We start from the raw sequence: 19,119 nt of genomic DNA on the forward strand, positions 1-19,119 counted from the left end.
AAACTGGTTAACATGGCATCCATTGCCATAACAACAATGTTCTGAAACGGATTATTTCATGCGTGCCAAGCTGGTTTTTCGTCCCGCCATTTCCAGACACCTGGCTACAGCCACGGTGTTACTGTTCACCTTTATTATAGCCGGCTGTAAAACCGAGAAAGATCCGGACCAGCCAACCATTCTGGGCGCGACGCCAGGCACAGCGTATCTGGGCGTAGAATATTACTATAATTTTGGTGCTTATGGTGGCGAGAGCATCCTCGACTACAGTCTGACCAATGCGCCACCCTGGCTGGCACTGGAAGACACCAGCAATAAAGCCCGCCAGGGTATCATTATGCGGGGCGTACCAGGTTTGACCGGCGGCGCACGCGGTGATGCTGATCTGGGCGAGTACACAGACATCAATATTGTCACCACCGACGGTGACATGGCCGGGTTCCAGTCCTTCGATATTAAAGTTAAGCGCAACCCTCTTTCGCTTGAAGCAGACACCTTTATCGAAGGTGCATCCTCAACCATACCCAACTCCCGCAGGACGCAATGTGAATTGCCTGATCTGGAAACCCAGGGGCAACACAGCTTCAGCATCAACGAATACGATAACGAAGGAAAAAACTCAGGGACCAAGGTAGTTTCTTTTCCTACGCGGCCGGTTTTTGTGAAAGTGGTGCTGGATCAGCCATCGGTCACCCGGGTAGCCGTTGCGTTTGAGCTCACCTCGGACTATGACCCCCGGAACTGTGATCCGGGTGAGAGCGAGGGAAGTCAAAAGTGTGACCACAGTGAAGGCAATGCAGGTTTGGCAATACCTGGGAAGGACATAGTGGCACTGGCAAGTGGTGATGAAGAGCAAGGTGTTTCCACCCTTCAGGCTCCCTCCTATCTGACCTATCGCGATGACGGCCTGGGTGGTGTTATTACCCTCGAGCCGGGTATCACAGAGTGCTACATCCGCCTGGAAGTGGTGGACGACAGCTTCCCCGAACCTGCGGAGGCAGCCTTCCTGAACCTTACGGAAGTGCGATCTGGTCTGGCCTCACTGGGGGAAAATGATACCGGGGCAAGTACGCGGTTGGTCATTAATGATAATGAGCCACGGGTGAGGTTTGAAACCATTAACGGTGGAACCCGGGCTGCTCAGACTATAGGCGATGCCCCTTTGTATGCTGCCCGATTGACAGGAAAGCGTGATGGAGAAATCAGGGCAAAGCTAGGAGAGGTGGAAGGTTCCACAGCCTCCATTGGCCAGGAGTTCCGCATCGGGTTGCCGGATGACAGCGGTCAGACAAATAACAGCAACGAGTTAATATTTCCTGAGGGGGTCGACGAAGTTAAGTTCGAGGTCAGAATAGATAAAGCTTCCTATTCCAATACGGGGCTGAACGACCGCGTTATTTTGTTGGGCTTGAATGAAAGCTATCAACTGGGTCGTGAAAATTATGCCAGGGCAGGGGACGGTGACCCGCTGAGAATAAGCATTAATGAAATGACCCATCCGCTGGATGTGGCGGGGCAAGAGGATTTTAAGGTAACAGACCTCGCCGTGGGTCATGACGGCAGACTGTTTGTAGCCGGTTACCTCCCGAGTGAGAATAATAGCGTCCAGCTACGCATTTTCAATCAAAAAGGAGAGTCGGTTCAGACGCTGAAGGTATCGTCAGGGGGCGAGACTTTATCCGAGCCTGATCCTGTTGTTGGTTTCACAAAGCGCGAGATTGCAGAAGGGAGGGTTACACACCATCGCTTCGAGTTGGTGGTAGCTTATAACACGGATGAGCCAGTTACCGGCAGCACCGAGGCAGGTGCTCAGAACATTGCTGCTGCTCTGTACCACTATGGAGATGCAGAGCGCTATGTCGAAACCTGGTCTTCGCCGTTACGCACCGGCACAGCGGGCAAGGATGTTGTTCGCTGGGCGGGCATAGCAGCAAGCGGATATGTGGTGCTTGCAGGTGAGACTAATGGCACCTGGCCCGGGCAAAGGTCAGCCGGTGGTGTCGACAGTTTCCTCCAACGCATTGACTCACTGCCTGAAAAGGATACTGACGGAGAGGGAGTTGAGCCAGAAATAAAATGGACGCGCCAGACCGGCTCTTCCAGTGATGACCATGTTGCAGGTGCCAGCACGACAGGTACCAGCCCGTTACTGTTTGGCTCCGCCGCAGGGCAGGTTAACGGTGAACCTTCCTTGGGAGGTGAAGATGCCTATTTTTACACCACTGCATCGGGGAGTGGGCCTTTGACTGTGTACCAGCGCGGCACAGAGGGGGATGAACAGATCACCGATGGGTTGGTAAAAGGCAGTACGCTGTGGTTATTGGGCAACAGTACGCATACTTATACAGTAACGGCAGGTCCCGATGACAATCTTGCGCTGACAAGTTCAGGCAGTGACAGCCAGGGCGGATTTGTTCTGGGCTACACAGCCGGCGGCAAGGTTATCAGGGCATTGAATCTGGACGACGCGGCGGACAGCTCCAGGGAAACATTTGCAGCGCTTACCAGTTTTGCCGGTGATTTGATTGCTGCCGGCAGTACGGATGGAGCGTTTACCGCTAATGGGGTTGCCGATGGTTCCATTTCAGGCATAGTCACTCGGATATCACTGACACCAGATGTCGAGCCGGACGCACAAGAGCCCGTGTTCCGGAATCAGTGGCGTTACCAGTTGGACGGCGAGACAGACATCATCCGCCTTGGTAACTATCGGGACGACAAAGTGGTGGCCTTGGCTCGCGAAGGCGAAAGCTGGAAAATCCTCCTGTTCAGCCCGGAAGGCCGGCTTTTAAACTCGCCAAATTAATACCAGCCGCTCTTAAACACGGCCTTGCTGTTCCGACCTGGCATAAAGCCGCAGATAATCTGTGCTTGTGACAACGCCTGCCGGGAAGGCCTGGGCATCCATAACCAGAGCGGCATTAAGCTGGTGGGCCAGCATCAGTCTGGCAAGCTGATGCGCATCGGTTTCAGGGGTTGCGGTTAAAAATGCCGGTAATTCAATGTGAGTCAGTATGGATGTATAGGGATTGGCCGTATGCTCATAGAGCCAGCCTAACAACCACTGCTGTGACAAAAGCCCGGCGACATTGTCTTCAGCCATCACCACCAGATGGTTGGTGTCATGCTCCTTCATTAAAGTGATCGCGTCTGCAATGGTTGCAGTGGCCTGCACAACCTGGAGCGTTGGCGAGTAGATCGACGAAATTGGCAAGTAGGGTCGCTGAGCCTTACGCTCGCCTGCGGCCGCACCATATTCTTCAAGAGCCCGGGTTCGCTCAGAATGAAGGGCTGACTGAAGCTCTGCATCCGTTGCTTCACTATATTCCGGATTAACCGGCGCAGACCCAACAAGCTGACTGACATCGCCCACGCGGCGCCTGCCGTGTACTTCCGGCATTCGTGTGCCGACCGGCCGGCCCGGCTCGCTGACATGAATGGACACTTGGCATACCCTCAGTAAACATTGTTATCAGACAGGCTATCGGCATCTGGGCCAAAAACATTAACAATAATTGGCTATTTGTTTGCTGTTCGCAGCCGGTGCATACGTCGGGTTGCTACCCGTTTAATCAGGGAAGCCGGCAAGGCGAGGGGTTGCCCCGAGATTTTATCAGCCAGAAACTCTGCAAGCAGTGGCGCATAGGTAAGACCTTTGCTGCCCAGCCCGGTCAGCAAATATAGGCCGTCCGTCGGTGTTCCTTCGCTATCGTAAAACTGCCCGGCAACAGGTTGATAATCGTGGGTTGTGCAACGGAACCCTGCGCGCCCCTCTAGCTGTTCTGGCTCGATAGCCGCTGCTTTGTCCGAAGGCAGCACTGCCGGAACCATGGCCGAAAGAGCATGCAGGTTTTCCTGATGGCTCTCAGCCGTTGGCTCAGGGGTGTTATCGTGCAGGTCGAACGTGGCGCCCATAACCGCCTGCCGCTGGTTCTCGATAGTGTAAAAAGGATTCAGGTAGCGTGCGCCACAGATAACGGCCCGCGGGTTGGCGGATAATATGTCCGGGAGATGAGTTACCTGTCCGCGAATGGCCTTGAAGCGGAGACGGTTCTGGCCGGGTATGACTTCGGGCGTCTTGTGGCCAGCGCAGATCACCACGGAATCTGTGTAAACAGGTGCATGTTCGGGTGTATCTCCAGACAGACGCCATTGGCCATCAGACTGGCTCATCTGTGTGACAGGGAAGTTATAGACCATTTGAATGGCCGGATGGGTGCTAAGCATTCTGCAAAGCTCAGCCGGTTCCAGCCAGCCACTGCGGGGAAACCAGAGCCCGCCACTGCTCAGGGGTATCCCGGCCTGTATTTCAGCTGCTTTTTTGGTGACCGGGTACAGGATGTCTTCCGGATACTGGTTGCGGCTGATAAAACGGCGTTGGCGATCCTCCTCGCTGCTGTTCCACGCCAACTGTAACAGGCCCGTCCGATGCCAGAACTCACCGCCATTAGTCTCATAGTAACGCTGGCTGAACGTCAATGCAGACAGTGCAAACTCAGTCTGAGCATTAAACTCAACACCGAGCTTAACGTACAGGGCGCCCTGCAGGTTGCCTGAGGCAGCTGCACCTGCCTGACTGGCAGAGTCGATGAGCGTAACCGGGTAGCCCCGCTGAGCCAGGTTGTTTGCAAGCAGGCAGCCGGCAATTCCGGCTCCGACAATCGTTACAGATGGCGTGACGGTCTCTGTGGCTTTTGAAGACGGCAGGCTATCCGGCCAGAAAACCCCACTGAGCATATCCCGCTTGCGCCCATAGCCCTTGGTTTTTTGCATCTGAGCACCGGCACCTTGCAAAAGGCGGCGGATATAGCCAACAGCCGTAAAAGTGGCCAGCGTGGTACCCGGCTTGCTGTGCTGGCGGATGTGCTCCACTGCTGTTTCCTGCCAGGCGCCCGGGTTAACTGCGGGTGCAAACCCGTCCAGAAACCAGGCGTCAGCTTTGAATCTGAGATTGCTCCAGGCGTCGTTCAGGTCACCAAAATACAGGGTCAGCCGTACTCTGCCACTACCCAGAACCAAACGATGAGCCCCCCGGACCAGGGGCGGGTAGTTGGCAATCAACTCGTGCGCAAGTTCTTTGAGTTCAGGCCAGAATGAAAGGGCTTTTTCCAGGTCTTGCGGTGTGAGTGGGAAGCGCTCTGCTGAAATGAAGTGCAGGGTCGCCGCGTGAGATGGCCCATAGGAACTCCAGGCTTGCCACGTCGCGAGAAAGTTCAGGCCTGTGCCAAACCCATTCTCTGCCACCACAAACGCACCCGCTTCCGGAACCGTCGCAAAGCGTACCGGAAGGTTATTATGGTCGATAAACACGTAGCGGGACTCTTCCAGACCGTTTTCCCGGCTGAAATAAATATCACCGAACTGTTTTGATTCGGGTACACCCTCATGCCACTCCAGATCCGCCGGTTCTATCGAGGGAAGGGGGGAGGAAGGCAGCGTATTTGCAGGTTGCATCGGGTGATTAATCAAGCACAGTAATGCTTTCAATGAGAATGGGGGTTACCGGTACATCAGCCATTCCCTTGGCGTGGGCTGTTTTTACGCCGGCAATCTCGTCTACCACGCCCATACCCGAAGTAACCTTCCCGAAAACGGCGTACCCGGCTCCGCGTACGCCTGCGTTCAGGAAATCATTGTCCGCAACGTTAATAAAAAACTGGGAGGTTGCAGAATCGGGCGCCTGAGTGCGGGCCATGGCAATGGTGCCCCGCAGGTTAGGAAGAGTGGGGGATGCCTCATTATCAATGGGAGAGCGGGTTTCCTTGCGTTTCATGCCTTTTGTGAAACCACCGCCCTGAATCATAAAGCCGGGAATAACGCGATGAAAAATTGTTCCCTCATAGAAACCGTTACGAGCATACTGCAAAAAGTTTTCAACGGTTTTGGGAGCCACATCCGGTCGCAGCTGCATTGTGATAGCCCCTTCGCTGGTTAGTACCCGCACCTTGGGTAAGTCAGCATTGGTGGTATCGTTACCGTTTTGGGCGTGTACCTGAAAGGGTAGAAGCGCCAGGCTGCACACAAGAAGTGTGGTCTGAATTATACGCCCTGACTTTTTCGGAAGATCTATCATTGTCTGGCTCTCTGTCTGTTCTGTTAGCCGTAAAGGGCCATTCTGCCAGAATCAGGGCGTATTAGTCAGGCGCTGGCGAGAACTGTACGGGATGAAACCGTTGTTTGCTGGCCTGATGCCCCGTAAAGCTTTTGTTGGCCAGAAGCACCGCGGAAAATGTCTGCAAGCCTGGTCAGGCGTTTTTGCAGGTGGCTTATAATGCGACCATTGTTTTCGTTGAGGGCATGGCACTCTCGAAGCTTTGTGTCAGCTTCTTGCCATAGAGCATAAAGATCATCCAGACCGGCACTGCGAATAAACCGCGATGGGTCGCCACTGTTTTGTTGATAGCCCATGGCAACCAAAGCATGGATCTTTTGTTTCGCTCGTTCCCGGATTCCCCCAAGCAACTCATTTTTTTCCTGAGTCAGACTTTCCAGAACCCTGGAATCCGGGTCGGTCAGACAGTCTTTTTCTTTTTGCAGAACGTCAGCCAACACCTCGAGTTGCTGAATGTCCAGCCCCAGCAGGTTTCTTAGTTCATCGATTGCAGCCATAGTTTTCTCATCCGAAAATGCTTTCATCCATATCAAGCATTTTCTGGGCCAGCTTTTCAGCATCGACTTTGTAAGTGCCGTTTTCCAGGGCTGACCGAATTTCCGCCACCCGGTTATCGTCCACTTCGGGGTAGCTTCCGAGCTTTTCTTCAAGCTGCTTAAGGTTCCTGGCCTGGCTGCTCAGGTTTACCTTATCCCCTTGAGACTTTTCGGCTCTGGCATTTGTTTGTTCAGGTGCTGTTTGCCGGGCGCTTTGGCTGCTGGAGGGCTTTTCAGCCGTGGACCTGTGAGTGTTGACCTGGCCCTGGCCAATTCCATTTAAGTCAACTGCCATATCAATACCTGCTTTACTGTTAGGCCGCATGTTTGCGGAGAATCTTGGGTTTATACCTATTTAACGGCGCGCTGTTTACATACTTTAGGGAAAACAGGAACAATAAATTTTCTGTAACTGTTCCAGGTGATGCGTTGCCGGCAAAGACTATTTGTCCGGCAGCTTATTGCCGGCGGAAAGCCCTTGCCTGGCCGGGTTGGTTACATGGGCACCTCTACATGTCCCGGACCAACAACATTTGCTCTCAGTGTACGGGATGAGCCCAGGTTTTCCACTAACACCTGCTCTCCAACGGATGCGTTTGCCAGCGCTTTGCCGCGAGTACGAACCGAAAAAGTACCATTACGTGCAGTAATAATAACATGATCGCCACGTACAACAGCATCTGGCGCCTCCAGGTGATCCGGAGTAAGCACAGAGCCCGCATTTACCGGCCGGCGTACGGTCATTCCTTCGGCAAGCGTCGCATCGGTTATGATGCCGCGCCGACTGGCGTTCACTGTAACCGGACGCATTTCCAGCATGCTGCCGGTTACCCTCTCGCCTCGCCCCAATGGACGAGCCGCTACTACCGCTGGCCCTTCTATAGTAACTGTAGTGGTCACAAACATGCGCCAGGGCCGCTGACCCTGGCAAGACACTTGAATGGAGGGGTGCTCACTTTTCCAGGGGTCGCCCGTAAACTCCACTGAAAGCTCATCAGAACAGGACGCAAGTGCCAGCCGGCTGTCAATATTGCCGGTCTTGAATGTCACTTTATAACCTTGCTCATCCTGTGTTGCCGCAAATGTCTCAAGAAAACGGGTGGTCGCCGCCGCTATCTCGTCAGCCGTAGTGTTTTCCTGCGCCAGGCTGGCGAATGTCTGAATTATAAGGAAGAGCGCGACTAAAAGCTGGGTACGCATATATGCTGTTTTGTCCTATGCTGTTGCCGGCGCTGCAAATCTGCCTATGACCTGGGCTAAGGTTATTCACTCTCCGGCCGTTAAACAGGCAGTGTATGATTGCAGGCGATCTTGTTACGTCACTTGAAAGCTTGCCTGAATACTAAGCAAAATCTATGCCGGCAGGCCCGGCGCGTCAGGAGTGAATATATGGCAGGGGTAATGGACAGCGTTAACCGGCGTACGCAGCTGGTGGGGCAAAACCGCCTGGAGCTCCTTCTTTTTCGTTTGCGAGGAAGGCAGGTTTACGGAATTAACGTGTTCAAAGTAAAGGAAGTATTGCCTTGTCCCAGGCTGTCTTCTCTGCCCAACAGTCTTGCGGTTGTTCGGGGGGTTGCGCATATCCGCGGAGAAACCATACCTATCATCGACTTGGGTATGGCAATCGGGCTGCCTGGAGTTTCCCCGGAAAGCCTGGCCAGTAGCTTTGTAATTATTACTGAGTACAATCGCAAAACTCAGGGGTTTCTGGTTGCCGGTGTCGACCGGATCATGAATATGAACTGGGAAGACATTCTGCCTCCTCCAAAAGGAACAGGTAAGGATATATACCTGACAGCGGTTACCAAAATAGATGATAAACTGGCCGAAATCATCGATGTAGAAAAGGTTCTTTCAGAGGTTTCTCCGTTACGGGAAGATGTAACTGAGTCGGTTCTGAAGGAAAGTGCGAGTAGGGTTCGAGGAAATCTGCCCATTCTTGTTGTTGATGACTCATCTGTTGCCCGCCGCCAGATAGCCCGCTGCCTTGAAGCAATTGGTATGGAAGTTGTCATACGAAATGATGGCAAGCAGGCACTGGAATATCTTCGGGGTTTGATACAGGATGGTTCCCGCGCAATCGATCATCTCTCGATGGTTATTTCAGATGTGGAAATGCCGGAGATGGATGGGTATACCCTGGTTACACATATCAAGGATAACCCTGCGCTCAGCGAGCTTTTCGTCATGCTCCACACCTCACTGAGTGGCGTTTTCAATAATGCCATGATTGAAAAGGTCGGTGCAGACGATTTTATGGCGAAATTCAGTGCCGATGAGCTTGCTGAGCGGGTGATGGAAATTATTGATACAGCCAACGTTTAAGCAGCAATCAACCTTCTAACCAGTACCGGGATCAAATGAAAGCGGAAATAGCGCCACAGGAGTATGAGGCTTTCAAATCATTCTTGCTGGATGCAAGTGGTATATTGTTGGGTGATAACAAACAATATCTCGTGAAAAGCCGGTTGCGTCGCATACTGGAAGAGAATGAGCTCAAGTCTCTGGGGGAGTTGAACGGGCTGATGAGCCGACCCGGTAAGGCGCGCCTCAGGGAAGTGGTCATTGATGCAATGACCACAAATGAGACCCTGTGGTTTCGCGATAACCATCCTTTCCGTATTCTGCGCGAAAAACTGTTTCCCGAGTTTGTAGAGCGTCCCGGCATTGCGCCTTTGCGCGTCTGGTCAGCGGCCTGCTCTACAGGGCAGGAACCGTACTCTGTTGCTATGGCTGTTGATGAATTCAGGCGCCAGAAGCCCGGATCTCTGAGAGATGTCCAGATCGTGGCAACGGATATCTCAAAAAGCGTTCTGGACGTCGCCCGGCGTGGTGAGTACGAAATGATTGCCATTGGCCGTGGCTTGTCACCAGAGCGTCAGAAACATTTTTTCTCGGCCTCGGCCAGTGGTAGCTGGCAAATCCGGCCTCAGATAAAAGATATGGTGGAATTCAGGGAGCACAACCTTCTTGACCGCTTCATGTTCGGCAGGTTTGATATTGTGTTGTGCCGAAATGTGCTGATTTATTTTTCCGCCGACCTCAAGAAAGATATTCTTACCCGAATTCACGCGACTCTGAACCCCGGCGGTTACCTGATTCTCGGTGCATCTGAGTCACTCAATGGGTTATCCGACCTTTACGAGATGGTTCAGTGTAGCCCTGGAATCATCTACAGGAAAAAATAGGTTATGCCGCTTAACGTCTGGGTTCTGGTGGCTGCGCAGTCGCTGGCCATGTGCACAGCGCCGTTCATTGTGTTTATCGGGAGTATTCAGGGGCGCCTTCTTGCTCCGGCGCCTGAGTATGCCACGCTGCCGGTCGGGCTTGTGGTTGTGGGCACCGTACTTGCCATAAAACCTGCTACCTGGCTGATGGAGAGGTTGGGCCGTAAGCGTGTCATGCTGCTGGGTGTTTGCATGGGAATGCTTGCTGGTAGCTTTGGCGCACTGGCGTCCTGGCTGGGCTTATTCCCATTATTGTGCCTGGCTGCCATTGTTGGAGGCACAGGGTTAGCGGTTGTGCACCAGTACCGCTTTGCTGCCATGGAATCGGTTCCCGATAACATGGCCGGTTCCGCAGCAGCCCGGGTACTGCTGGGAGGTCTTGTTGCAGCCTGGCTGGGCCCTGAAATAGCTGCTCTGGGCAGTGGCACCGCAGAAGAGTATCCGTTTCTTCTGAGCTGGGTTGGTTTAATAGCGGTGCAGTTTCTTGCCCTTCTGGTTCTTGCCCTGGGCTATCGGGCAAAAGCTGAGCGGGCGCGTGAAATCCACACCGGCGGTGGCCGGCCGCTGCGGCAAATTCTGGGCAACCCGTTGGTGTGGGCAGCAATGAGCGCGGCGGCAATTGGCTACGCGGTAATGAGTTTTATCATGACGGCAACGCCCCTGAGCATGACAGAAATGGCCGGCCATGATCTAAATGCGGCAAAGCGTGTTATTCAACTGCACATTGTGGCCATGTACCTGCCGTCCCTGATCAGTGGCTGGCTGACCCGGGTTGTTGGTATACCCCTGATGATGGCCGCCGGCCTTCTCGCATACCTGGGGTGCATTATTCTCGCGGCCAGCGGTGTCAGTTTCCAGCATTATTTGTCAGCACTGTTATTGTTGGGTATTGGCTGGAACTTCCTGTTTGTGGGCGGAACCACACTGTTACCCCGGGGCTATACAGACGCAGAGCGCTTCCGGGTTCAGGGGCTGAACGACCTGTTCGTTTTTGGTTCACAGGCCATTGCAGCTTTGTCAGCCGGGGTCATTCTTTCCTGGCTTGGCTGGTCCTCGCTTGTCATGGTGGCCGTGCCACTGCTGGTTGTTCATGGTGTATTGATGGCGCTATGGCTTACACGCGGTAAAGCCCTGATCAGAGAGCCGTAACTTGCTCACTTTATAAGCTGCTGGATATCCCGGAAGGCGGGATGTTTGCTGTGGCGCATCCATTCAAAAGCCACCATCTCAGCGGTAACTATGCGGGCACCACTGTCATTGAGGCGGTCAAGGGCCACATCCCGGTCAAATTCATTGCGGGAACCCGTTGCGTCCGCAACCACCCAGACCTTATAGCCGGCATCGACCAGACTGAGCGCCGTTTGCATCATGCACACATGGGTTTCGCATCCGGCAATAACAATGTGTTGCCGGGCCCCGGGAAGGTTCTCAACCAGGCCGTCGGGGCAGGCGTCAAAGTGATGCTTGGCGAAGGTGTGATCGCAAAGTTCTTTCACGGCCTCAACGTTGGGCCCCAGCTTTTCCGGTAACTGCTCGGTAGCAACAACGGGTATATCCAGAAGTCCGGCAACTTTACCCAACGTAACGCATCTGGCTACAACCTCCCGGCCATGAGTAATGGCAGGCATCAGCTTTTCCTGAACATCGATTAATAACAGCGTTGATTGTTCTGATTTTATAAGCATGAATAGCCTCCACAAGTAGTTTTTCAGGCTCAGCGGGCCAGACAGGCACGATATTGCCCCCAAAGAAATGAATGCCTTAAAGCTATTATGGATCCAAAATAAAAAAATTGCCGTGAATCGGGCCAGGGGAGTTGCCAAACGCCCACAAAAGCATTAAAGTTTGCGCCCTCAAATGAGCGACGATATCGCTGATTTGGAACAGTTTATTGGAGAGGTGGCCGAGTGGCTGAAGGCGCTCGCCTGGAAAGCGTGTATACGTTAATAGCGTATCGAGGGTTCGAATCCCTCCCTCTCCGCCAATTTAACGCCCTGGCTTTTCCTTAAAACCAGGGCGTTTTTGATTCCGCTGCAAAAGCGCGTGCTCAGCAGCAACCGTCCCCGTCAGAACTCTCACCGCCCGCACGCCATTCTTCGATACTCTCACGGATCACCTGCCAGGCTGAGTGCAGGAAAAGGGCGGCAATAGCGACACCTACAATAATATCCGGCCACAGGGTATTGGTGAGGGCGACCAGTCCTGCCGCAATGATCACACTGGTATTGGCGACCAGGTCGTTCCTGGAGCAAAGCCAGGTAGAGCGCATATTGAGGTCGTCTGCACGGTGCCGATAGAGCAACACGAAGCAAATACCATTGGCGATCAGGGCCAGAACACCGATAACTCCCATCCATTGAGCATCAGGTACCTCCTGAATTAATAGCTTACGTACCGCATCGCTAACAACGACAATACCAAATAGCAGCATAAAGCCGCCTTTAATCAGGGCTGCGCCGGCTCGGGCGCGACGGCTTCTGTCGAGAACAAAAAGCGTCAGCGCATAGACAGAGGCGTCGCCAAACATATCCAGCGAATCGCCGAGCAGGGCGGTTGAGCCTGCAATCCAGCCGGCGGTGAATTCTACAAAAAACATCACCGCATTAATGGCAAGCGCAATGTAAAGCACCCGGCTTTGGCTTGCTCTGAGTTGTGCCAGTTCACCTGCCTTGTCTTCGCAGCAGCTATCCACGATGGACCCTCCTAAAACTCATAATATAGCGATACACTAAAGGTTGTAGTTACTATAAGGTCAATGGCAATGAGCGAGAAAATCTATACGGTTGGGCAACTGGCCGCGCATACGGATATCAAATCCGTAACCATCCGCTATTATGAGAAAATTGGCCTGTTGCCTGAAGCAACCCGCTCGGAGTCCGGCTATCGCTTGTACTCGGAAGCGGATCATCTGCGACTGCTGTTTATACGGCGAAGCCGAAGGCTCGGATTCAGCCTTGATGATATCCGTGAGCTGCTCTCGCTAGCTGATAGGCAGCAGGAGTCCTGCGCTGGCGTGGACGCCAAAGTTGAACAGCAGTTAGAACAGGTGCGCTCCCGGCTGAAAGACCTGCATGCCATGGAGAAAGAGCTGGAAAGGCTGAGTGCCTGTTGCGAAGGTGGAGTCATTATGGACTGCCGGATTATTGATACTTTGTCTGGCGAGACTTAGGTGGTTTCCGCATCCGAGCCGGGAACCCGCCTGTATTAACCCTGGAACTGCGCGATGATTATTTCTGCCTCGACTGATTACCGTAAAGCTGCCCGGCGCCGGCTGCCTCCCTTTCTGTTTCATTATATCGATGGTGGTGCTTATGCCGAGCACACATTGCGGCGCAACGTAGAAGATTTATCCAACATCGCCCTGCGTCAGCGTGTGTTGAATGACATGTCGGCGCTTAGCCTGGAAACCCGTGTGTTCGATGAAACCCTGTCGATGCCGGTGGCCCTGTCTCCGGTGGGGCTCACAGGTATGTATTCACGGCGGGGAGAGGTAAAAGCGGCACAGGCGGCAGACGCCAAAGGTATTCCTTTCACCTTATCGACCGTATCTGTTTGCCCGATTGAGGAAGTTGCACCTGTAATACAGCGCCCCATGTGGTTTCAACTGTACGTTTTGAAAGACCGCGGCTTCATGCGCAATGTACTTGAAAGGGCTAAGGCAGCAGGCGTAACCACTCTGGTTTTTACCGTGGACATGCCCGTGCCCGGGGCCAGGTACCGTGATGCGCACTCCGGCATGAGTGGCCCCTATGCTGCGCAGAGGCGGTTGCTTCAGGCGCTGACCCATCCGCGCTGGGCCTGGGATGTGGGCCTTTTGGGTAAGCCGCACGATCTTGGCAATATTTCCGAATACCGTGGAAGCCCAACAGGGCTGGCAGATTATATTGGCTGGCTGGGCGACAACTTTGATCCCTCAATCAGCTGGAAAGATCTGGAATGGATTCGTGAGTTCTGGGATGGCCCTATGGTGATCAAGGGTATTCTTGATCCTGACAACGCCAGGGATGCCGTTACCTTCGGAGCCGATGGCATTGTGGTATCAAACCACGGCGGTCGCCAGCTGGATGGTGCATTATCCACTGCCCAGGCGTTGCCGGCCATTGCCGACGCGGTGAAAGACCAGATCAGGATTTTTTCAGACTCGGGTATTCGTACCGGTCTGGACGTTGTTCGCATGCTCGCACTGGGCGCAGACTGCGCCATGCTGGGCCGTGCCTACATATACGCTCTGGCTGCCGGTGGCGAGGCCGGTGTGCACAACCTGTTGGAGCTGATCGAAAAAGAAATGCGGGTTGCCATGGTGCTGACCGGGGCCCGGAGTGTTGCTGAAATCAATACCGATCTGTTAGTGAAGTGAATAGCTCCGGTAAGGCCTTTAATTGACACGCTCTCTGAACGTAAACTAAAGTTTAATTGAATAACAAAACTAAGTTTTGCACCGTGAAATCTCATATATCAACAATAAAAGAGAGCGATAACAATGCTTAACCTTAAAAGAGCAATCCTTGCTGTTTCTGTCGCTATGCCCGTTGCTTTTGCGCACGGAGCAGAAGGAGTTGAGCTTCCCGACACGCTGGGCATGACGGCGTACGGCACAAACTCCGCCGGCTATAGCCAGATGGTGTCGATAGGCAATTTGCTGAAAAATGAGTACGACGTTTCCCTGAGGATATTGCCCGGCGAGAATGATGTTTCACGGATGACGCCTCTGAAGTTGGGCCGCGTTCCGTTTTGTGCGTGTGGTATTGCCGCTTTTTATGGCGCAGAGGGGGTTCTGTTATTTGCCGATGAAAACTGGGGGCCTCAGCCTTTGCGCGTGATTACCACGTCGATAGCTGATTTTGGCCTGAGCATCGCCGTAGCAGGTGATGTAGAGGCAGAAACGCCCTATGATCTGAGAGGTAAGCGCGTTAGTTATCTGCGTGGTGATGATGCTAACAACCTGGGCACTGAAGCCATGCTGGCATTTGGTGACCTGACCTGGGATGACGTCGAGCGCGTCGAGTTCCCGGGCTACGGACGCTCCTTTGATGGCATGGTTGCTGATCAAAGTGATACCGCTTTTACCGTAACCGTTGCTGGTGGCCCTCAGAAACTTGCTGCCAGCCCCCGTGGCATCACCTGGCTCACTCTTGACCCGGAAGACAAAGAGGGCTGGGCACGGTTACAAAAAGTTGCTCCTTATTTTCAGCCGCACCAGGTTACCCAGGGTGCGGGGATAGATGAGGACAATCCCTGGACAGGCTCCAGTTATCCGTACCCTATCGTGGTTGCTAACGCAGATACCGACAAAGCACTGGCAAAAAGTCTTGTAAAGGTTTTTACAGAAGACTATGACAAATACAAAGATGCGGCGCCGGGTAATAGTGGCTATGCGCTTGAAAGCCAGAATATGGAATGGGTTGTGCCTTTCCATGATGCGGTTGTCGAGTATTACAAGGAAATAGGTCATTGGACTGAGGAAATGCAGGCGCACCAGGACAAGCTTGTACACAGGCAAAACACGTTACTGGATGCGTGGGCGGAGTTTACTTCCGGCGACACTCCCGATTCGGAAGATGCATTTCGGGATGCGTGGATGAAAGCGAGAGCAGCAGCTCTGAAAGCGGAAGGGTTGGATCCAATCTTTACCTGAGTTTGATTCTAACTCTGGCGGGGGCGCAGCCGCGTCCCTGCCATTATTTTCACTGGAGTTCCGCATAATGACGCATGCATCTGCACAGGCGAAACAGAAAGTCTCCGGCATTCGGCAATTACCAGAGGGCTGGCTCTGGGTGCCCCGTGTTTTTACCCTTGTCCTGACCCTGCTGGCAATCGACTATCTTTTCAATCTGCAGCTGATAAACCTGGTGACGCAGCTTGAAAGTCAGTTTTTTTATGTTGTAGTAGCGCTGATGCTGCCGCTGGTTTTTCTCTTGTGGCCGATGAACCGCTTTGCAGCAACACACAAGGTCCCCTGGTACGACATTTTACTGTTTGTTACGTCCTTCGCGATCTGTAGTTTTTTTGTTCTTAATGCAGGGCAAATACTTGACCGCGGATGGGAGTACAGTGCGCCGCAGTATGCTGTCGTAATGAGCTTCTTGTTCTGGCTTACAGTTGTGGAAGCAATTCGACGTGCGGGCGGATTGCCTATCGCGATTATTGTCGGGTTAGCGAGTCTTTACCCTATTTTTGCAGATGTGGTCCCCGGCCCGATACAGGGCTTTCCATCAAACCCGGAACAGACAGCCGTTTATTTGGCCATGAGCCGCGAAGGCATCATGGGGATCCCGCTTCAGGCTTTTGCCAACCTGGTTATCGGATTTCTACTGTTTGGCGTTGCTTTACAAAAAACCGGTGGGGGGAAGTTTTTTATTAATCTGGCTTTTGCGCTGCTGGGACATGTACGTGGCGGACCGGCGAAAGTGGCGGTTTTTTCCAGTGGATTAATGGGGTCTATGAGCGGCAGTGTCATTACGAACGTCATGACTACCGGGGTAATGTCCATTCCGGCAATGCGCCGTGTGGGGTTTAGCAAGTCGTATGCTGCAGGCGTGGAAGCGTGTGCCTCAACGGGGGGCGTACTGATGCCGCCGGTCATGGGGGCGACAGCTTTCATTATGGCTGCGTTTTTGAACATACCCTATGGAACCATTGCGCTCGCCGCCGTTGTGCCTTCGGTGCTGTATTTTCTGGGATTGTTTATTCAGATCGATGCCTATGCTGCTCGCTATAATCTTCAAGGGCTGTCAGCAGAAGAGCTGCCTTCATTAAGTCGCACCCTCAAAGAAGGGTGGTACTTTATTTTTGTATTCGGTTTGTTGATCTGGATGCTCTTTTTCCTGCGTCAGGAGGCAACCGCACCTTTCTATGCAACGGCGCTCTTGCTTATCATCAATCAGGTTTTACCTTATGAACGCTGGGCTTTTCAGGACGTTAAAGACTTCTTCTTTGATTCCGGAAAGTTGTTTGCGGAACTTATTGCAATCCTTGCGGGGGTCGGTCTTTTAGTGGGCGCTTTGTCGGTAACAGGGCTCTCAGGCACAATCGCTAATGATCTGATCTACCTGGCGGGTGGCAATACTTTAGTACTGTTATTGATGGGGGCGCTGACAAGCTTCATTCTTGGGATTGGGATGACGGTAACGGCCGCTTATATCTTTCTGGCCGTAGCGCTGGCGCCTGCGCTTATCAATGGCGGAGGTATGGAACCCCTGGCCGTTCACCTGTTTATACTTTACTGGGGTATGCTGAGTTTTATTACGCCGCCTGTGGCGCTTGGCGCCTTTGCCGCTGCAACCGTTGCCGGTGCCAAACCCATGGAAACCGGGTTTCACGCAATGCGTCTGGGCAGCGTTATTTATTTTATACCTTTCTTGTTTGTACTGAACCCTGCGCTGATTTTCCAGGGCAGCTGGGCCGAAATTTCCATTGTTATGGTTCAGGCTTTGTTGGGCGTATTCCTGATTGCCGGTTCTATGCAGGGCTGGCTGCTTGGAATAGGCACTCTGGCCAGAGGCGGGGCATTGCAGTGGCTTGTCCGAATTGCTCTGATCTTTGGAGGGTTATTATTGGCTGTCCCGGGTGGTGATCCTGTCCCTCTGAGTAATGTACAACTGTCACTTATAAGTGCGGCTCTTATTTTGCCTGCCCTTATTGGTGTGAAACTTATTCAGCGACGAGTGTCCGGAATAGCCTCCGCTGTCTGAAGTAGCTCTGGGCTCAGGGGTAGAGCCCGGCCTGACGCTTTCGGGGTGTCAGCCAGGGCTCGTTTTATGCCGTCAGAGTCGCCTCCAGATCAGCACCCGGTTATTCGCCGGCATCTCAAAATCGGCCTCCAGCACCAGCTCGTTCTGATCAGCGACTTCCTTCAGATCTTCGATGTCCCGGATTCCCATAGCCGGATTCTGTTGCTTCAGATACCTATTGAATTGCTGGTTGCTGGCGCTGGTGAACTGCCCGTTGTAATTGAAGGGGCCGTACAGGCAGAAGGCTTCTCCTTGCTGCAGGTGTGCAGATACGCCCCTGAACATTGCCTTAACATCCTCCCATGACATGATGTGGGCTGTATTTGCAGAAAACACACCATTGATGGGCGGCAGGTTCCAGTTGCTCTGATTAACATCCAGAGCCAGGGGTGTATTAATATTGTCGAGGCCGGAGTCTTCAATCCAGGGCAGGCACAACTGGTAATTATCCGGATGATCACTGGGCTGCCAGGTCAGGTGGGGCAGGTGCCGGGCAAAGTGCACCGCGTGCTGACCGGTGCCTGTGCCTATCTCCAGCACGGTACCCGGGCTGGTGAATACGGCCGTGAGTTTTTCGAGAATCACCTGTTTGTTATTCTCACAGGCTTGGGAGTAGGGTTTATTTTCAGACATGGGTGATCCTCATTGTTGCTGAGCGCTTGAGAAAACAGACTGTACAGGAATCTAACCTTTGCAGGCCTTAGTGTCCAAGGAGAATCATGGTGGGTGTCTTTACCAAACACAATCATACCGGGCATGCGGATGCGTTGACCTGTGAGGCGCAGGGGCTGGAGGCGTTGAGATCGGCCCTTCACGATGCCGCAGTATGCGACATCCGGGTTCCCGAGGTGTTGAGTGTAACTGAATCGGAGATGGAGATTACTGCGATTGCGTCCGGGCCTGCTTCCCGCGCCACGCTTGAGATGCTGGGTGAGGGGCTTGCGCATATGCACAAAGCGGCCTGGTCACACTATGGCTGGGATCGGGACAATTACATTGGGCTGTCTGTGCAGCCAAATCGCTGGTCCCGGAACTGGGGTGAGTTTTTTGTGCAGGACCGCCTGGGCTACCAGGTTTCTCTGCTCCGGGAGCCTTCCCTGAGAACGCTGTTTGGTGACATTCTTAACAATTACGGGGACGCTCTGGCCCGCTGGCTGACAGAGCATTGTGCCCACCCCAGTTTGTTGCACGGTGATCTATGGAGTGGCAATGCGCTGTTTGATACCCGGAACCCCTGGCTGATTGATCCGGCGGTGTACTGTGGCGACCGGGAGGCCGACATCGCAATGACTGAGATGTTCGGCGGATTCGGGCCGGCGTTCTATGAGGCGTATGACCGGGTATACCCCCGTTCAGGGGTATACCGGCAGAAGCGGGAAATCTACAACCTGTACCATTATCTGAACCACTTGAATCTGTTTGGCTCCGGGTATCTGGAAGAATGCCGGCGTGGCTTTTCAGAGTTAAAAAGTATTGCTAAAAGTAGTTCATAATATATTGATATAATTACTTTT

18 protein-coding genes and 1 tRNA gene are annotated in these 19,119 nt (G+C 53.2%); 10 read left to right on the forward strand and 9 right to left on the reverse strand.

Going from position 1 to position 19,119, the window contains the following annotated elements; genetic code table 11:
• Positions 1–58: 58 nt before the first annotated feature.
• On the forward strand, positions 59–2,806 hold the full coding sequence (locus tag FFI95_RS06865) for a hypothetical protein (protein ID WP_144821692.1): 2,748 nt from the start codon (positions 59–61) through the stop codon (positions 2,804–2,806).
• Positions 2,807–2,818: 12 nt separating this feature from the next.
• Here FFI95_RS06865 and FFI95_RS06870 read toward each other — a convergent pair whose 3' ends face one another.
• From FFI95_RS06870 to flgA, 6 genes are all read right to left on the reverse strand, one after another.
• Entirely contained in the window at positions 2,819–3,445 is a 627-nt protein-coding gene (locus FFI95_RS06870) for a CBS domain-containing protein (protein WP_144821693.1), read from the reverse strand.
• 74 nt (positions 3,446–3,519) lie between these two features.
• On the reverse strand, positions 3,520–5,454 hold the full coding sequence (mnmC, locus tag FFI95_RS06875) for a bifunctional tRNA (5-methylaminomethyl-2-thiouridine)(34)-methyltransferase MnmC2/FAD-dependent 5-carboxymethylaminomethyl-2-thiouridine(34) oxidoreductase MnmC1 (RefSeq protein ID WP_186311975.1): 1,935 nt from the start codon (positions 5,452–5,454) through the stop codon (positions 3,520–3,522).
• 7 nt (positions 5,455–5,461) lie between these two features.
• The gene (locus tag FFI95_RS06880; protein ID WP_144821694.1) at positions 5,462–6,073 is read right to left on the reverse strand and encodes a peptidylprolyl isomerase; all 612 of its coding nucleotides are present in this window, start codon (positions 6,071–6,073) and stop codon (positions 5,462–5,464) included.
• A 65-nt stretch (positions 6,074–6,138) separates the two neighbouring features.
• The gene (locus FFI95_RS06885) at positions 6,139–6,609 is read right to left on the reverse strand and encodes a flagella synthesis protein FlgN (protein WP_144821695.1); all 471 of its coding nucleotides are present in this window, start codon (positions 6,607–6,609) and stop codon (positions 6,139–6,141) included.
• 7 nt (positions 6,610–6,616) lie between these two features.
• Positions 6,617–6,943 (reverse strand): flagellar biosynthesis anti-sigma factor FlgM, encoded by a 327-nt coding sequence (flgM, locus tag FFI95_RS06890; RefSeq protein ID WP_144821696.1) that lies wholly within the window; start codon positions 6,941–6,943, stop codon positions 6,617–6,619.
• Between the two features lie 200 nt (positions 6,944–7,143).
• On the reverse strand, positions 7,144–7,848 hold the full coding sequence (gene flgA, locus FFI95_RS06895) for a flagellar basal body P-ring formation chaperone FlgA (RefSeq protein WP_144821697.1): 705 nt from the start codon (positions 7,846–7,848) through the stop codon (positions 7,144–7,146).
• Between the two features lie 189 nt (positions 7,849–8,037).
• Here flgA and FFI95_RS06900 point away from each other — a divergent pair, with 189 nt between their 5' ends.
• The 3 genes from FFI95_RS06900 to FFI95_RS06910 are packed head-to-tail and all read left to right on the forward strand — an operon-like array spanning position 8,038 to position 11,024.
• Positions 8,038–8,973: a chemotaxis protein CheV gene (locus tag FFI95_RS06900; RefSeq protein WP_144821698.1), complete on the forward strand. Its 936-nt coding sequence runs from the start codon at positions 8,038–8,040 to the stop codon at positions 8,971–8,973.
• Positions 8,974–9,008: 35 nt separating this feature from the next.
• Positions 9,009–9,836 carry a CheR family methyltransferase gene (locus tag FFI95_RS06905; protein ID WP_144821699.1) on the forward strand — a complete coding sequence of 276 codons (828 nt, stop codon included), beginning with the start codon at positions 9,009–9,011 and terminating at the stop codon, positions 9,834–9,836.
• 3 nt (positions 9,837–9,839) lie between these two features.
• Entirely contained in the window at positions 9,840–11,024 is a 1,185-nt protein-coding gene (locus FFI95_RS06910) for an MFS transporter (protein WP_144821700.1), read from the forward strand.
• Between the two features lie 5 nt (positions 11,025–11,029).
• Here FFI95_RS06910 and FFI95_RS06915 read toward each other — a convergent pair whose 3' ends face one another.
• Positions 11,030–11,560: an isochorismatase family protein gene (locus FFI95_RS06915; RefSeq protein WP_144821701.1), complete on the reverse strand. Its 531-nt coding sequence runs from the start codon at positions 11,558–11,560 to the stop codon at positions 11,030–11,032.
• 208 nt (positions 11,561–11,768) lie between these two features.
• Between FFI95_RS06915 and FFI95_RS06920 the strand changes: the two genes are divergently transcribed.
• Positions 11,769–11,859, forward strand: a tRNA-Ser gene (locus FFI95_RS06920).
• A 63-nt stretch (positions 11,860–11,922) separates the two neighbouring features.
• On the opposite strand, the gene FFI95_RS06925 is transcribed toward FFI95_RS06920, so the two are convergent.
• Positions 11,923–12,567: a cation diffusion facilitator family transporter gene (locus FFI95_RS06925; protein WP_144821702.1), complete on the reverse strand. Its 645-nt coding sequence runs from the start codon at positions 12,565–12,567 to the stop codon at positions 11,923–11,925.
• Between the two features lie 69 nt (positions 12,568–12,636).
• Here FFI95_RS06925 and FFI95_RS06930 point away from each other — a divergent pair, with 69 nt between their 5' ends.
• The 4 genes from FFI95_RS06930 (at position 12,637) to FFI95_RS06945 (ending at position 17,566) form a co-directional block, all read left to right on the forward strand.
• Positions 12,637–13,044 carry a MerR family transcriptional regulator gene (locus tag FFI95_RS06930; protein ID WP_144821703.1) on the forward strand — a complete coding sequence of 136 codons (408 nt, stop codon included), beginning with the start codon at positions 12,637–12,639 and terminating at the stop codon, positions 13,042–13,044.
• Positions 13,045–13,098: 54 nt separating this feature from the next.
• Positions 13,099–14,232, forward strand: a complete 1,134-nt coding sequence (gene lldD / locus FFI95_RS06935; RefSeq protein WP_144821704.1) for an FMN-dependent L-lactate dehydrogenase LldD — start codon at positions 13,099–13,101, stop codon at positions 14,230–14,232.
• A 123-nt stretch (positions 14,233–14,355) separates the two neighbouring features.
• The gene (locus tag FFI95_RS06940) at positions 14,356–15,510 is read left to right on the forward strand and encodes a TAXI family TRAP transporter solute-binding subunit (RefSeq protein ID WP_144821705.1); all 1,155 of its coding nucleotides are present in this window, start codon (positions 14,356–14,358) and stop codon (positions 15,508–15,510) included.
• A gap of 67 nt (positions 15,511–15,577) precedes the next feature.
• Entirely contained in the window at positions 15,578–17,566 is a 1,989-nt protein-coding gene (locus FFI95_RS06945; protein ID WP_144821706.1) for a TRAP transporter permease, read from the forward strand.
• Positions 17,567–17,638: 72 nt separating this feature from the next.
• Here the strand turns inward: FFI95_RS06945 and FFI95_RS06950 are convergent, their stop codons facing one another.
• A complete protein-coding gene (locus tag FFI95_RS06950; RefSeq protein ID WP_144821707.1) occupies positions 17,639–18,238 on the reverse strand; it encodes a DUF938 domain-containing protein in 600 nt (199 codons plus the stop codon).
• Between the two features lie 86 nt (positions 18,239–18,324).
• On the opposite strand from FFI95_RS06950, the gene FFI95_RS06955 reads away from it, so the two are divergent.
• Positions 18,325–19,098 carry a fructosamine kinase family protein gene (locus FFI95_RS06955; protein ID WP_144821708.1) on the forward strand — a complete coding sequence of 258 codons (774 nt, stop codon included), beginning with the start codon at positions 18,325–18,327 and terminating at the stop codon, positions 19,096–19,098.
• Positions 19,099–19,119: the final 21 nt, after the last annotated feature.

Origin of the sequence: Marinobacter piscis (genome assembly GCF_007671655.1) — a bacterium.
Lineage (GTDB): Bacteria > Pseudomonadota > Gammaproteobacteria > Pseudomonadales > Oleiphilaceae > Marinobacter > Marinobacter piscensis.